Here is a 12,808-nt window from a genome sequence, read left to right as displayed (position 1 = left end):
GCGTTGTTTCAGCAGGGAGGGGGCGGCAGGAACTCCACCGGTCTCTGCATCGTAAGCGTTCGGCTGCATGGCGGGCTGAGCCGGCCCCCGAAGGAGCCGGCCGGACACCGGTCAGGGCGACGGGCAGTCCGTTTCACGGCACAGCTTGTACTCGGCCAGGCACTGCTCGGAGGTCTTGCCCAGCGGTCCATGGGTTGCACGCAGGCATTGTTCGTACCGCAAGGCGCAGAACTCGCAGGAATCTGCGGCGAAGGCCAGGCCGGTCACGGCCATGCCAAGGAGCATCACGGCCTTCAAGGTCATCTTGATCATCACGTCAGTCCTTTGTGTGCCCGTCAATGGGCCGGGCCACCATAGCAGCACTTCCTGGACGGTCCTGATGCGCTGCGGCACGCGGTGGACTCAGGGCCGTACCGCCTTCAAGGCGTCGACCACCTGTGCTTCCGAAAAGCCACAATGCCCTTCGCCCACCGATGGCAGTACCCGCGGTGCTGGCCGCGCACCGGCGTGTGCGGCCAGCTGCGGATACACCGTCTGCATGTGCGGCACGATGGTTGGGTCGTTGTGGTTGAACTGGATCACCAGCGGGCGCTTCAGGGCGCCGGTCAGCGCCAGCGTCGCGCGCACCTTGGCCTGCGCGGCAGGTACAGCATCCAGGCGCCGCACCCCGGCGTTGAATGCGGAGTCATCGCCGAAGCCGCTATAGACCACGCCCATGTTGCCGACCGGCATGCCACCGCTGCGTGTGGCCAGTTCATGCAGGACCAGGGCGTGCAGGCTGATCGTGCCGGCTACTTCGTCGGGGGAAACCTGCAGCCGCTGCGCCAGCAACGCGGCATGCGTTGGGTCGCGCTGCAATGCAGTGGCGATACCCTGGTACAGCTCACCCTGCGGCAGCATGGCTGCTTCGCGCGATGCCAACCCGGTGCCAGGCAGCCCCTCAGCCTTGGGGAAGAAGTAATCGAATGCGACCAGCGTGGTCAGCAGGTCGGCCGCGATCTGTTCGCCACTGAGATTGGCGCCGCACAGCGACACACCACCGGCATAGTGCTGGGGGAAGCGCTCGAGGCTGCCGATGGCCACGGCACCGCCCATCGAGAAGCCCAGCATCCAGGTGTGTCGCACGTGCTTGAGTTCCACCAATGCGTGTTGGCGCAGGTGCTCCATGTCGGTGATCGCCTCGGCGACCGCCCAGCCCTGGCCGGAATACGCGCTCTGCGCGACGGCGTAGCCCGCAGCCAGCAGTGCTGCGGTGCTGTCACTGGCAGCCATCGGCGTGGTGCGCGGCACGCCCACGGGCTCATAGCCATGGGCCAGCATCACCAGATCGCCGTTCCAGTCTGCCGGTACATCCAGCCGCCAGGGGGCGCCCTGCAGCTCGCCGCTGAGCGTGCGTGGCGCCGTGGGTGGCGTTGCCAGCAATGCCGTCGAAGGAAGCAGCAGGCCAAGGGCGAGGGCACATCGAAGCAAGGGGCGCATCGTGGTCATTCCATGCGGGAATGGCGCCGAGCATAGATGCCAGCGAAACGTTGCGCGCGCTGCACTGCCGCAGGGGATTGCGGGCCGAACAGGCGGTGCTCTACGCTGTCGACATGGTCCCGCACGTCACCGCGTCGATTATCCGCATTCCCCACGGGAAGGCGGGGTAGCGCGCGGTCGTCATGGCCCTGCAACCCGCCCGGGAAGGCGGATTGCACGCAGCGCTCTCCCGGGAACTGGAATCCACCGAGGAGATCGCAGATGCAACACACTTCACCCGCCGCCGACGGCGCAACCCTGCACCTGCTGTGCGGCAAGATTGGGGCAGGAAAATCGACCCTGTCGCAACAGCTGGCGGCGAAGCCTCGCCACGTTTTGATCAGCGAAGATGCTTGGTTGGCCACGCTGCATCCGGGCGAAATCCACTCCATCGCCGATTATCTGCAGCGCGCAGCCACGCTGCGCAGCGTGCTGACCGAGCATCTGCGTGCGCTGCTGCAGGCCGGCGTTTCGGTGGTGCTTGATTTTCCCTTCAACACGCCTGCCACCCATGCGTGGGCGCGTGAGGTGTTCTCGCCAGTGGGCGCCGCGCATCAACTGCACTTCCTCGATGTTGCCGACGAAGTCTGCAAGGCGCGGCTGCGTGCACGCAATGCGCGCGGCGAGCATCCCTTCCAGGCCAGCGATGAGGAATTCGAGCAGATCACCCGTCACTTCGTGGCACCGGCCAAGGAAGAGGGCTTCGTGGTGATCCGGCATACGGAGGCCGGCCCGGTATAGCGCCGTCGGCTCAGTCGCCGAATGCCGGCTTGCCTTCGGTGGCGGTGCGCACGAGCGTCCTGCGGAAGGTTTCGACCAGGGGGCGCAGATTGATGCGGTGCCAGGCCGCCCACAGCGGCGTGCGGTAGCTGAACCACGGCAGCTCACGCAGCACCACGCCGTCCGGCGCCTGGTGATCCAGGCTCTGCTGGACGGTGGTCAGGCCCAGGCCGGCGGCAACCAGGCCAAGCGCGGCCAGTGGCTCGGTCGCTTCCATGGCGATGGTCGGGGTGAACCCGGCTTTCGCACACGCGGCGATGAAGGTGTCGTGGCGCAGTGCGTTTTCCTTGTGCATCACGCCGATCCACTGTTGGCTGGCCAGATCCGCGGGCGTGATGATTTCCGCGCTGGCCAGCGCGTGCGCGGCCGGCACGGCCAGCAGCATCGGGTCGTTCAGCACCTGCGTCGCTTCCAGGTCCGGGTCGTCGAACGCCGGTGGTTCGCAGACCAGGGCGATATCCAGGCTGCGTTGCCTCAGGCCTTCCAGCTGCACGTCCGACTGCTGGTTGTAGAGCGCGATATGCACCGCCGGGCGATCGCCTCGCAGTTCGCGCAGGGCGGCGGGCAATACGCCCGAGTGCATCGCGTACTCCAGATAGCCGATGCACAGGCCACCTTCATCGCCGCGGCCGAGCCGGCGCGCCAGCGATTCCAGCCGGTTGGCGTGGGTCAGCAGGGCCCGTGCCTCGGCCAGGAAGGTGCGGCCATCGGCGGTCAGCCGGATGCGCTGCTGCGAGCGTTCAAACAGCTGCAGTTCCAGCCGTTCTTCCAGCTGGGCGATCTGCCGGCTGAGCGGGGATTGGGAGATGTGAAGGCGCTCGGCAGCGCGGCCGACATGTTCATCTTCGGCGACGGCCACGAAGTAGCGCAGTTGGCGGAGATCGAGCATAAGACCTCGGGGGACTCAAGATTAAGAAATTATGTCTTGGACAGTCTTATCGGGCAAGCCTAGCCTGTGCCTCAACCTCAACAACCTCCCCAAGGGGAACTCCATGAGCATCAACACTCTGTTGGCTGGCAAGACCCTCGGCTTCGGCACCGCCCCGCTGGGTAACATGTTCCGTGACATTCCGGAAGCCGAGGCCCAGGCCACGGTGGACGCAGCCTGGGAGCAGGGCACCCGCTACTTCGACACGGCCCCGTTCTACGGTGCCGGCCTGGCCGAGATCCGCCTTGGCGACGCACTGGCCAAGCGCAACCGCGACGATTTCGTGCTGAGTACCAAGGTCGGCCGCCTGATCCTGGACGAAGTGGAAGACACCAGCGCCCGCGACCTTGGCGAGAAGGGCGGCCTGTTCGTCGCCGGCCGTCCCAACAAGCTGGTCAACGACTATTCGGCCGATGCCACCCTGCGCTCAATCGACGACAGCCTCACGCGCCTGAAGACCGATCGCCTGGATATCGTCTGGGTGCATGACATCGCCCAGGACTTCTACGGCGATGAGTGGCTGTCCTACTTCGAGACCGCACGCCGCGGCGCCTTCAAGGTGCTGACCCGCCTGCGCGAGGAGGGCGTGATCAAGGCCTGGGGCCTGGGCGTCAACCGTGTCGAGCCGATCGAGCTGACCCTGGACCTGGACGAAGCCCGTCCGGATGGTTTCCTGCTGGCCGGCCGCTACTCGCTGCTCGACCACGAGCGTGCGCTGCAGCGGGTGATGCCGAAGGCGGTCGAGCGCAACACCGGTATCGTGGTCGGTGGCCCCTACAGCTCCGGCGTTCTGGCCGGTGGCAGCCACTTCGAGTACCAGAAGGCGTCGCCGGAGATCCTGGCCAAGGTCGAGCGCATCAAGGCCATCGCCGCCGAGTACGGCATCAGCATCAAGGCGGCCGCCCTGCAGTTCTCGCTGGCAAACCCCGCAGTGGCGGCCGTGATCCCGGGCGCCAGTCGTCCTGAGCGCATCGCCGAAGACTATGCCGCACTTAAGGAAATCATCCCGGCCGGGTTCTGGCAGGAACTGCGCGCCCAGGGCCTGGTCGCTGCCAACGCCCCGCTGCCGATCGACAACATCTGAGTCACAAGGAGACCTTTCCATGGCAACTGCATCTGTATCCATCACCGTACCGACCCCGGCAGACCAGGTCTGGAACCTCATCGGCGGCTTCGATTCGCTGCCCGACTGGCTTCCGTACATTCCCCAGAGCACGCTCAGCGAAGGCGGTCGCGTGCGCCATCTGGCCAATCCTGATGGCGAGGCCATCGTCGAACGCCTGGAAGCGTTCGACCAGGCTGATCGCAGCTACACCTATTCGATCCTGCAGGCACCGTTCCCGGTCACCGGCTACCGTTCCACCCTGCGTGTGGTTGAGCAGGGCAGCGGTTCGCGGATCGACTGGTCCGGTGAGTTCGTCCCGGTCGGGGTCAGCAGCGAAGAGGCTTCCGCATTGTTCGAGGGAATCTATCGCGATGGCCTGAAGGCACTGGAAACCACGCTGGCCGGGTGATCGCCGGCGGTGCGTTGATTCCATGCAGGCGCCCCGGCCGGTCCGGGGCGTTTGTGTGTCAGCGTGCGGGAGCCGGCCCACCGCAGGCGATGCGGTGCATCGGGAAATCCATTGCCTGTTCCGGATTGTCCTGCGCGATCTCGATGCGCGCATGCGCCCGCTGCTCGTCCAGGCGCCGGTAGCGGATGCGCTGCGGAAAGTCGTTGGCCGGGTTCTCGAACACCGCTTCGTTGCCATCGACCCGCGTGGCGTTGAAGTCCGTGGCGTTCTGGCCAGAGGGCAGGGCGGTCAGCACCAGGCGCCCATCATCGTGCTGGCGCAGTTGCATGAATTCGAAGCCGACGGTTCGCCCGTCACGCAGGCTGCGGCTGCTGCCGAACAGGGTGTTTCCAGCAAGGCTGGACCACTGCTCGCCGGCGCCGGGCGGCTGCCCATCAAGCTGCCAGCAACCGGCCAGCCAGGCCAGGTGTTCGATCTTCGACTGCGGCGAGGCCTGTGCGTGGGCCACCGCAAGCAGCAGCGTCAGCAGGGCCGGGGCGATGCGGATCGACATCGGTGCCTCCATGCGCGGGAATCTGTGGCCTGTATAGCGCCCGGTGGATCGCCGGGCCAGTGCCCCCCTTTCCTGCAGTGATTCCGATACGATCTGTCGCACTGAGCCTGTCTCGCTTGACCCAACGTCCCGCCATGGTCGATCGCCTCGCCATTCTGCTTGAACGCTTCGCGGTCACCGCCTCGGTGTTCCATGCCGGTGCGCTGTGCGGCATCAACACGCTGGACGGCGAGGATGAGGCCGGCCAGCTGCACCTGGTGCGACGTGGCCCGCTGCAGGTCAGTCATGGCCAGCAGACCGTACAGGTCGAGGTGCCCAGCCTGCTGCTGTACCCGCGCCCGATGCCGCACCGCTTCAGCAGCGATCCGCAGCAGGGCGCCGACATGGCCTGTGCGAACCTGCATTTCGAAGGCGGCCGGCTGAATCCGATCAGTGCCGCGCTGCCTGATTTCATCTGCCTGCCACTGGCCGAGCTGTATGGCGGCAACGCCGCGCTGGAGTTGTTGTTCGAAGAGGCGTTCGAGCAGCGTTGCGGGCGCGCGGCGATGGTCAACCGCTTGTTCGAGGTGGTGATGATCCAGGTGCTGCGCCAGCTGATGGAAGGTGGCGAAATGCGCGGCGGTCTGTTCGCCGGGCTTGGCCATCCGCGATTGCGGCTGGCGCTGGTGGCGATGCATGAAGCCCCGGCGCAGGGATGGACGCTGGAAGATCTGGCCGAGGTGGCCGGCATGTCACGCAGCGTGTTCGCCTCCAGCTTCCGCGAGGCGATGGGGACCACACCCGGCCAGTACCTGCAGGGCTGGCGGGTAGGGCTGGCACAGCAGGCGCTGCGCCAGGGCCGACCGCTGAAGCGGATTGCCGATGAGGTGGGCTATGGCAGCGAGGCGGCACTCTCGCGCGCGTTCAAGGCGCACACAGGGCAGTCACCACGCGAATGGCGCGGACAGGCGCGCGCTGGCGCGGCCTGAGCCTCAGCCCAGGACCAGCCGGGCCAGCTTCATGCCACCGAACAGGCCGGCCAGGCCCAGTGCCACCGAGCCACCGGCATACAGCGCGGCCAGCCCGTGCTGGCCGCGCTGCAGCAGCAGGCCGATCTCCAGCGCATAGGTGGAGAACGTGGTGTAGCCGCCGAGGATGCCGGTGGCGAGCAGCAGGCGCAGCTGCGGCGAGGCGCCATTGCGCATCGCGAAGACCTCGACCACCACGCCCATCAGCAGCGCGCCGCTGATGTTGATCAGGAAGGTCGACCACGGCCAGGGGCTGCCGACGGCCACCCGGGCGCCGATCAGGTTGCAGGCATGGCGAAGGCAGGCGCCGATGCCACCTCCGATGAAGACCAGGACATAGTTGTTCAGCGTTTGCATCGCGTGCCTCGAGTGCAGGGTCGATGGCGAACGCCGAGGGCAGGCACGGCCTGCCATCGACGAACACCGGGTTCGTCTTGGCAGGAGCCATCAGCCTTCTCAGGCGGTTATCGGGGGAGCCCCATCCCCATCGTGGTCCATGCTACCAGCGGTGGTGCATTCACGTCATCGAGGTGGTCAACACGCGGGCGACCTTGCTGCGGCTGAAGCCGTCCATCAGCAGTTCGAACGCGAGCAGGTCCAGCGCCGCGTGGCGGCGGTGGTCGATTTCCAGGCCATTCTCGGCCACCAGGTGACTGACCAGCTCGTAGGCGTCCTGCCAGACGTCAAGGTGGGCCTGGCTGGGAATGTAGGCGTTGCCCGGTTCACCAACGGCGCGCCCGTTCACTCCGTACAGCAGCTCGCGCGCGTCCAGCTTGGCCGCATCGGCGATGCGGAACAGCTGCTCGGCTTTCACATGGGACGCACTGACATGGTCGTTGAGCCAGTTGCTGATGGTTGCCGTGGTGGATTTGGCGGCGCGGGCCAGATCGGCCGGGCGGGGGTGCCCGGCTTTCTTCATGGCGGCGGCGAGTCGTTGGCCGAGAGTATTCATCTATGCAAGCCAGCTTAACGCGTGGAATGCGAAGAATCCTTGCCGCAAGAATAAGTCTGGTTAACAGAAGGGCAGACCATGACCGAATTCTGGAACAAGCGGCAGGTGCGCACGCGGCTGGGATTCCAGACCGATGCGGAGCTGGCGCGCTTCTTCGGCATCAGCCGTTCCGCAGTATCGCAGTGGCCGAAAGACTTCCCGATTCCGGCTCTGCGGCAGTACATGCTGCATCAGCGCTACCCGGACCTGTTCCCCGCAACTGCCGCCGCCGAAGTCGAATCCATCTGAATTGCGCCGCCTTTTGTCGCATTTAGCACACTAAGCGCATTCTGCTAAGTAGACTTAGCAAAATAGGGAAAACTGATCGTTCTGGCGGTACCGATCGTTGTGACCTACCGGCTGCCGTGACAGGCGCCCAGGTCGCGTTGTCGGCTTCACCCCATCCGGGAGGGGCGGGGTCCCGTATGTAGTTTCGTGAACGATTAATAATTTCAATCGCGAAAGTCGCTGCATGTAATTGACCTGTCGTGAAATCTATGACTAATTTGGATCAACCGGACGTGAAGCCCGGGAGTCTTTCAGTAGCACGCAAGTGAGTCGGTAGACCGTCAACGATGCAGAACAAGTCCAACGGAGGTCGTATGGAATACGGCATGCATGGCTTGGCTGAACGGGTACGCCGCGAACTGGAAGCCAGCTATCACAAACACGGATGCGGTCCGGCGTTCTGGGATACCTACCAGCAGGTGCTGGACCGGCTCGTCCCGCAGGGGACCGAGCGTACCGAGTTCACCAACGAAATGGCGCTGATCATCGAGCAGCTGGGCATTGTCCGACGTGCGCAGCTGGTTCCGCCGCACGCCGACGGGCCGCGTTGATTCAGAGCAGGCGCCAGGCGCCGCAGGCAAGCAGCATCAGCAGCAGGGACAGCAGGGCCAGGGTCCGGGGTCGCCACCAGCGCTTCGGTTGCCCGGCCATCGCCTGCGGACTGCAGTAACGCACCAGCCCCGGACCGAATCCGGCCCGGTGCTGTTGCTGCGCGCAGGCTTCCAGGCAGGCGCCGCAGGCCAGGCAGTCGGCCTGAGGCCCCTGGCGGATGTCCAACTGCATCGGGCAGGCGCTGACACAGGCGGCACAATCGGTGCAGTCTCCGAGCCGATCGGCGTTGAAGGTCGGCATCGGTCCGGCCAGCAGCGGGTGCGCGGCGCGGAACACGTAGTCCTGGGCGGTGGTCGGGTCGAGCAGGCCGCGACCCCGGCCCAGTACGCCGCCCAGCCCCGACGGGCGCGGCCCGCGCGGCTCGCCGCGGCGGGCGTCGTACAGCATGCGTGGCGTGTGTGGATCGGTCAGCAGCGGCTGCATGCGTGCGAATGGGCACAGCGAACGGCAGACCTGTTCGCGCAGGAAACCGGCATTGCCCCAGGTGGCGGCGGCGTAGAACAGCACCCAGAAGATCTCCCAGCCGCTCCAGCCGGCACGCGGCGCTGCGATCACCAGCTCGGCGATCGGGCTGAACAGGCCCACGAAGGTGATGCCGGTCCACAGTGAGAGCAGCCCCCAGGCCAACTGCGTGGCCGCGCGCGCAACGCGTGCCGGAAGCGTGCGGACCATGCCGTCGGCGATCCAGTCGAAGGCGCGGCGCCACAGTGTCTGCGGGCAGGCGTGGCCGCACCAGATGCGCCCGGCGAGGTGGGTGAGCAGTGCCAGCCCCACCGCGAGCACCGCCAGCAGGCCGATCAGCACCCCGACGTCTCCCGGCCACAGCGTCCAGCCGAACAGATCGAAGCGGCGGGCGTTGATATCGAGCAGCAACGCCTGGCGGCCATCCCAGCGCAGCCATGGCAATGCGTAGAACAGCACCAGCAGGATGGCGCTGAGCTTGCCGCGCCAGTGTCGCGGTCCCGGCGTGCAGGTCGTACTCATCCCAGCGGCAACTCGTCGTCGTCGTCACTGGGCATCGGTCGCTGCAGGTACCAGGTGATCGCGCTGGACAGCGCCGTCACCGTCCAGAACATGAAGAAGCCAGCGGTGTAGCCCATTTCACGGCTGATCTGCGTGCCCGGGAAACTGATGGCCTGCAGCCGCAGCGGGTCGACGAAGGCGAAGAACACCACGCTGGCCACGCCGGCAGCGATGAAGCTGGGCCACAGGATGGCGCCCCAGTGCTGGATCAGCCGCTGGCGACGGCTTGGAGAAGGTCTGTTCATGCTGTCCCGGATCGAAATGTGGGCGGCGCGTATACTCGCCTGGGTTGGCGCGGCATCCGCAGGGCATGCTTCCTGCAAGCGTGCCAGCCTAGGTGCAGCGGACTGCGCCGACATTGATCTGGATCAACGGTGGTGCCGGCCGGCTGCGGCACACTGCCGGCACGCTTTGGGTACCCCGATGAACGCAACGCCGCCGCCTGTCCTTCCTGTCGCCTCGCCCGAGCTGTGCACCGAGCAGGAAGTGACCCGCCTGGTCCACGACTTCTACGCCCGCGTGCGCGAGGAGGAGCGATTGGGGCCGGTGTTCGAAGCCCACGTCCATGATTGGCCGGAGCATCTGGCCCAGCTGGTCGACTTCTGGTCGGCGATGCTGCGTGGCACCCGGCGCTTCAAGGGTTCGCCGATGTCCAAGCACATGGCCATCGAGCTGGACAGGGATCTGTTCGACCGCTGGCTGGTGCTGTTCCGGATCACCACGGCCGAGTGCGGCAACCCGCCCATGCAGGAGCTGGCCAACGACGTGGCCGCGCGCATCGGCGACACCTTCTGGAAGCGCTACCAGATGCTGCGCTGGCCCCAGGTCGGCCTGCCGGTGCTGGGGATGCCCGCCAAGGATTGATCTGGGTCAAGGCGTCGCCAGTCGACCGGCGCGATGCTGGCGTCATGGACACGTTCTCTCCCGCCGCCGGCGGCCTGGCCTGGACCTTCGACCCCGACCTGCTGCGCCGGCATGACCGGCCGGGGCCACGCTACACCTCGTATCCGACCGCGCCGCACTTCCACGATGGCTTCGATGCACCGGCGCTGCGCCAGGCGATCGCCGACAGCAACCAGCTGGCACGCGCGCTGTCGCTTTACGTGCATGTGCCGTTCTGTTCCAGCCCGTGCTTCTACTGCGGCTGCAACCGGGTGATCACCCGCGATCGCGGTCGTGGCCACAGCTATGTGTCGCGCGTGCTGGCCGAGGCCGATCTGCTGGCACCACAGTTCGATGACGGTCGCGAGGTCATCCAGCTGCACCTCGGTGGCGGTACGCCGAATTTCCTGGATGCCGAGGCGATGACCACGCTGGTGGAAGGCCTGCGCCGTCGCTTTGACTTCAGCGATTCGCCGCAGCGCGATTTTTCGATCGAGCTCGATCCGCGCTTCATCGATACCCGCGATGTGGGGATGCTGGCGCGGCTGGGCTTCAACCGGGCCAGCCTGGGCGTGCAGGATTTCGACCCGTTGGTGCAGGAATCGATCAACCGCGTGCAGGGCGTGCAGCAGACGCTGGACATCCTGCGTGCGTGCCGCGACAGCGGCATGCGTTCGGTCAACGTCGACCTGATCTACGGCCTGCCCGGGCAGAGCCTGGAGGGTTTCGGCCTCACCCTAGAACGGGTGCTGGCGCTGCGCCCGGACCGCCTGGCGGTATACGGCTATGCGCACCTGCCGCATCTGTTCCGCGCGCAGAAGCAGATCGACGAAAGCCGCTTGCCCTCGCCAGAAGACAAGCTGGCGCTGCTGGGGCTGGCGGTGGAGAAGCTCTCCGCGGCCGGCTACCAGTACATCGGCATGGATCATTTCGCGTTGCCGGAGGAGGATCTTTCACGCGCGCAGCGTGCCGGCCAGCTGCATCGCAACTTCATGGGCTACACCACGCATGCCGATACCGATCTGCTCGGCCTGGGCGTAAGTGCGATCAGCCACATCGGTGCCACCTACAGCCAGAATCCACGTGACCTGCCGTCGTGGGAGGACGCGGTGGACCAGGGACAGTTGCCGGTCTGGCGCGGTGTCGCGCTGAGTGCCGACGACCAGCTGCGCGCGGAGCTGATCCAGCAGCTGATGTGCCAGGGCGAGGTGGATGGAGCGGTGCTGGGGCAGCGCCACGGGGTCGATTTCGAGCGGTACTTTGCCGAAGACCTGCGTTCGGTGCAGCGGCTGCAACAGGACGGCCTGGCCGAGTACCGGGAGGGGGTCGTGCGCGCCAGCGAGCCGGGGCGGCCACTGCTGCGGTTGCTGGCGATGTGCTTTGACCCCTACCTGCGCGCCGCACACGAGCAGCCACGCTACTCGCGTGCGATCTGATCGCTCAGGGCTTTTTGCCGACGCCGCGTTCTGGATGACGGGCCGCCATGCCACCACTGGCGGTGGTGCGCCACCTGCCGCTCAGGTCGCGGGTGCTGGTCGAGTAGGAGCCGTCGCTGAACTCGGTGCGCCACCTGCCGCTCAGGTCACGTGTGCTGGTGGAGCGCGCACCGTTGCTGTACTGCGTGATGACCCTGCCGCTCAGGTCGGTGCTGGTGTCGGAGTAGCTGCCATCGCTGTAGGTGGTGCGCTTGCGGCCACTGAGGTCAGTGGTGGTGGTCGAGCGGCTGCCGTCACTGTGTTCGGCGATCACGCGCTTGGACAGATCGCGCGTGATGCGGCTGGAAGACCCATCGCTGTAGCGGATGTCCACGCTTCCGTCGCGATTGTGGCGGCTGTCGGAGTAGGACTGCGCCACCGCCGGAAGGCTGGTCACGCACAGCAGGGGGAGTATCAGGACAGACAGCTTCATGTGCGGGTTCCTTGTGCAATGCCCCGAAGGGCGGACGCCATCCTGCGCTGCGATGTTGGTGCCCGGAGCCGGAATCGAACCGGCATGGGGTTGCCCCCGGCGGATTTTAAGTCCGATGCGTCTACCAGTTTCGCCATCCGGGCCTGCAGCGCGGCGCCGATTGTAGCCCACCTGCAGCGCGGCGACCGGATCGCGTCGCGGCGAGGACGTGCTTAACTGTTATCCCTGTTCATGTCATAGTCCCAGCCATCGTTCCCAGGGGGGGAGCCACCCGATGTCGCTGCACGCGATTGCCTATGCCAGTGAGGCCCGCGCCGATCTGCGGACAACCGATCTTGATCGCCTGCTGGCCGATGCCACGGCCTTCAATCGTGTAGCCGGCGTCACCGGTGTGCTGATGTTCGACGGCAGCCGCTTCCTGCAGTATCTGGAAGGCCCCGAAGATGGCATCGATTCGGTGTTCCAGCGCATCGTCAATGCACGCAGCCATGCGCAGATGAAGGTGTTGTGCCGTGCGCCGGTACTGCAGCGTGCGTTCCCGCGCTGGTCGATGGGCACGCGGCGGATCGATGCGGACCTGCTGACCCAGATCGTTGACGCGGCGTGGCCGGGTTTCCTGCTGGGCAGTGGAGGTTTCGAGCGCCTGCTGCAGGCCTGGACCGGTGCCGACGGCGAGCTGGAACCCGCTGCGGTCGCGCTGGGCTCCTGAGCCCGCCTTGGCGGCGGGGTACCGGGGCCGTTAGGCTGTAGCCTTCCTGGTGCGGGTTTTCCGGAGTGGTACAGCGAATGAGTGGGTTGGCCGAA

At 66.2% G+C, this 12,808-nt stretch carries 18 protein-coding genes, 1 tRNA gene and 1 riboswitch; of the genes, 9 read left to right on the top strand and 10 right to left on the bottom strand.

Annotation, left to right across the window (positions count from 1 at the left end; genetic code table 11):
- Positions 1-111: 111 nt before the first annotated feature.
- Positions 112-312, bottom strand: coding sequence for a hypothetical protein (locus AC5P88_RS08815; protein WP_495224807.1), 201 nt, complete (start codon positions 310-312; stop codon positions 112-114).
- Between the two features lie 90 nt (positions 313-402).
- On the bottom strand, positions 403-1,479 hold the full coding sequence (locus AC5P88_RS08810; RefSeq protein ID WP_495224806.1) for an alpha/beta hydrolase family protein: 1,077 nt from the start codon (positions 1,477-1,479) through the stop codon (positions 403-405).
- A gap of 261 nt (positions 1,480-1,740) precedes the next feature.
- Between AC5P88_RS08810 and AC5P88_RS08805 the strand changes: the two genes are divergently transcribed.
- Complete coding sequence (locus tag AC5P88_RS08805) at positions 1,741-2,259, top strand: P-loop nucleotide/nucleoside kinase family protein (RefSeq protein ID WP_495224805.1); 519 nt, start codon at positions 1,741-1,743, stop codon at positions 2,257-2,259.
- Between the two features lie 10 nt (positions 2,260-2,269).
- On the opposite strand, the gene AC5P88_RS08800 is transcribed toward AC5P88_RS08805, so the two are convergent.
- The gene (locus AC5P88_RS08800) at positions 2,270-3,187 is read right to left on the bottom strand and encodes a LysR family transcriptional regulator (protein ID WP_106548978.1); all 918 of its coding nucleotides are present in this window, start codon (positions 3,185-3,187) and stop codon (positions 2,270-2,272) included.
- Positions 3,188-3,290: 103 nt separating this feature from the next.
- Here AC5P88_RS08800 and AC5P88_RS08795 point away from each other — a divergent pair, with 103 nt between their 5' ends.
- Both AC5P88_RS08795 and AC5P88_RS08790 read left to right on the top strand, forming a co-directional pair.
- A complete protein-coding gene (locus tag AC5P88_RS08795) occupies positions 3,291-4,310 on the top strand; it encodes an aldo/keto reductase (protein WP_111112226.1) in 1,020 nt (339 codons plus the stop codon).
- Between the two features lie 19 nt (positions 4,311-4,329).
- Positions 4,330-4,740, top strand: a complete 411-nt coding sequence (locus AC5P88_RS08790) for an SRPBCC family protein (protein ID WP_106548976.1) — start codon at positions 4,330-4,332, stop codon at positions 4,738-4,740.
- A gap of 58 nt (positions 4,741-4,798) precedes the next feature.
- Here AC5P88_RS08790 and AC5P88_RS08785 read toward each other — a convergent pair whose 3' ends face one another.
- Positions 4,799-5,293: a DUF6265 family protein gene (locus tag AC5P88_RS08785; RefSeq protein WP_495224804.1), complete on the bottom strand. Its 495-nt coding sequence runs from the start codon at positions 5,291-5,293 to the stop codon at positions 4,799-4,801.
- Between the two features lie 134 nt (positions 5,294-5,427).
- On the opposite strand from AC5P88_RS08785, the gene AC5P88_RS08780 reads away from it, so the two are divergent.
- Positions 5,428-6,261, top strand: a complete 834-nt coding sequence (locus AC5P88_RS08780) for an AraC family transcriptional regulator (protein WP_495224817.1) — start codon at positions 5,428-5,430, stop codon at positions 6,259-6,261.
- A 3-nt stretch (positions 6,262-6,264) separates the two neighbouring features.
- On the opposite strand, the gene crcB is transcribed toward AC5P88_RS08780, so the two are convergent.
- Positions 6,265-6,657, bottom strand: coding sequence for a fluoride efflux transporter CrcB (gene crcB / locus AC5P88_RS08775; protein ID WP_049430634.1), 393 nt, complete (start codon positions 6,655-6,657; stop codon positions 6,265-6,267).
- A 74-nt stretch (positions 6,658-6,731) separates the two neighbouring features.
- Positions 6,732-6,795, bottom strand: a riboswitch (Fluoride riboswitch).
- A gap of 22 nt (positions 6,796-6,817) precedes the next feature.
- Positions 6,818-7,219 (bottom strand): transcriptional regulator, encoded by a 402-nt coding sequence (locus AC5P88_RS08770; protein WP_106548973.1) that lies wholly within the window; start codon positions 7,217-7,219, stop codon positions 6,818-6,820.
- A 111-nt stretch (positions 7,220-7,330) separates the two neighbouring features.
- Between AC5P88_RS08770 and AC5P88_RS08765 the strand changes: the two genes are divergently transcribed.
- Both AC5P88_RS08765 and AC5P88_RS08760 read left to right on the top strand, forming a co-directional pair.
- Entirely contained in the window at positions 7,331-7,540 is a 210-nt protein-coding gene (locus AC5P88_RS08765) for a helix-turn-helix domain-containing protein (protein WP_495224803.1), read from the top strand.
- 353 nt (positions 7,541-7,893) lie between these two features.
- Positions 7,894-8,130, top strand: coding sequence for a hypothetical protein (locus AC5P88_RS08760; RefSeq protein ID WP_005408923.1), 237 nt, complete (start codon positions 7,894-7,896; stop codon positions 8,128-8,130).
- Position 8,131: 1 nt separating this feature from the next.
- On the opposite strand, the gene AC5P88_RS08755 is transcribed toward AC5P88_RS08760, so the two are convergent.
- Complete coding sequence (locus AC5P88_RS08755; RefSeq protein WP_495224802.1) at positions 8,132-9,175, bottom strand: 4Fe-4S dicluster domain-containing protein; 1,044 nt, start codon at positions 9,173-9,175, stop codon at positions 8,132-8,134.
- Positions 9,172-9,459, bottom strand: coding sequence for a hypothetical protein (locus AC5P88_RS08750; protein ID WP_106548971.1), 288 nt, complete (start codon positions 9,457-9,459; stop codon positions 9,172-9,174). The genes AC5P88_RS08755 and AC5P88_RS08750 overlap by 4 nt, the downstream gene beginning before the upstream one ends.
- Positions 9,460-9,637: 178 nt before the next feature.
- Here AC5P88_RS08750 and AC5P88_RS08745 point away from each other — a divergent pair, with 178 nt between their 5' ends.
- A complete protein-coding gene (locus AC5P88_RS08745) occupies positions 9,638-10,078 on the top strand; it encodes a group III truncated hemoglobin (RefSeq protein WP_106548970.1) in 441 nt (146 codons plus the stop codon).
- 44 nt (positions 10,079-10,122) lie between these two features.
- On the top strand, positions 10,123-11,532 hold the full coding sequence (gene hemN, locus AC5P88_RS08740) for an oxygen-independent coproporphyrinogen III oxidase (RefSeq protein WP_495224801.1): 1,410 nt from the start codon (positions 10,123-10,125) through the stop codon (positions 11,530-11,532).
- 4 nt (positions 11,533-11,536) lie between these two features.
- Here hemN and AC5P88_RS08735 read toward each other — a convergent pair whose 3' ends face one another.
- Positions 11,537-12,004, bottom strand: coding sequence for a hypothetical protein (locus AC5P88_RS08735; RefSeq protein WP_106548968.1), 468 nt, complete (start codon positions 12,002-12,004; stop codon positions 11,537-11,539).
- 56 nt (positions 12,005-12,060) lie between these two features.
- Positions 12,061-12,147 (bottom strand) — tRNA-Leu (locus AC5P88_RS08730).
- Positions 12,148-12,278: 131 nt separating this feature from the next.
- Between AC5P88_RS08730 and AC5P88_RS08725 the strand changes: the two genes are divergently transcribed.
- Positions 12,279-12,713 (top strand): BLUF domain-containing protein, encoded by a 435-nt coding sequence (locus AC5P88_RS08725; protein WP_099552647.1) that lies wholly within the window; start codon positions 12,279-12,281, stop codon positions 12,711-12,713.
- The last annotated feature ends 95 nt before the right edge of the window (positions 12,714-12,808 follow it).

The sequence above is a fragment of the Stenotrophomonas sp. YJH_SMC_8 genome, from assembly GCF_059371315.1.
The sequence above is the reverse complement of the archived record's forward strand: the minus strand, read 5'-3'. Positions and strand labels throughout refer to the sequence as shown.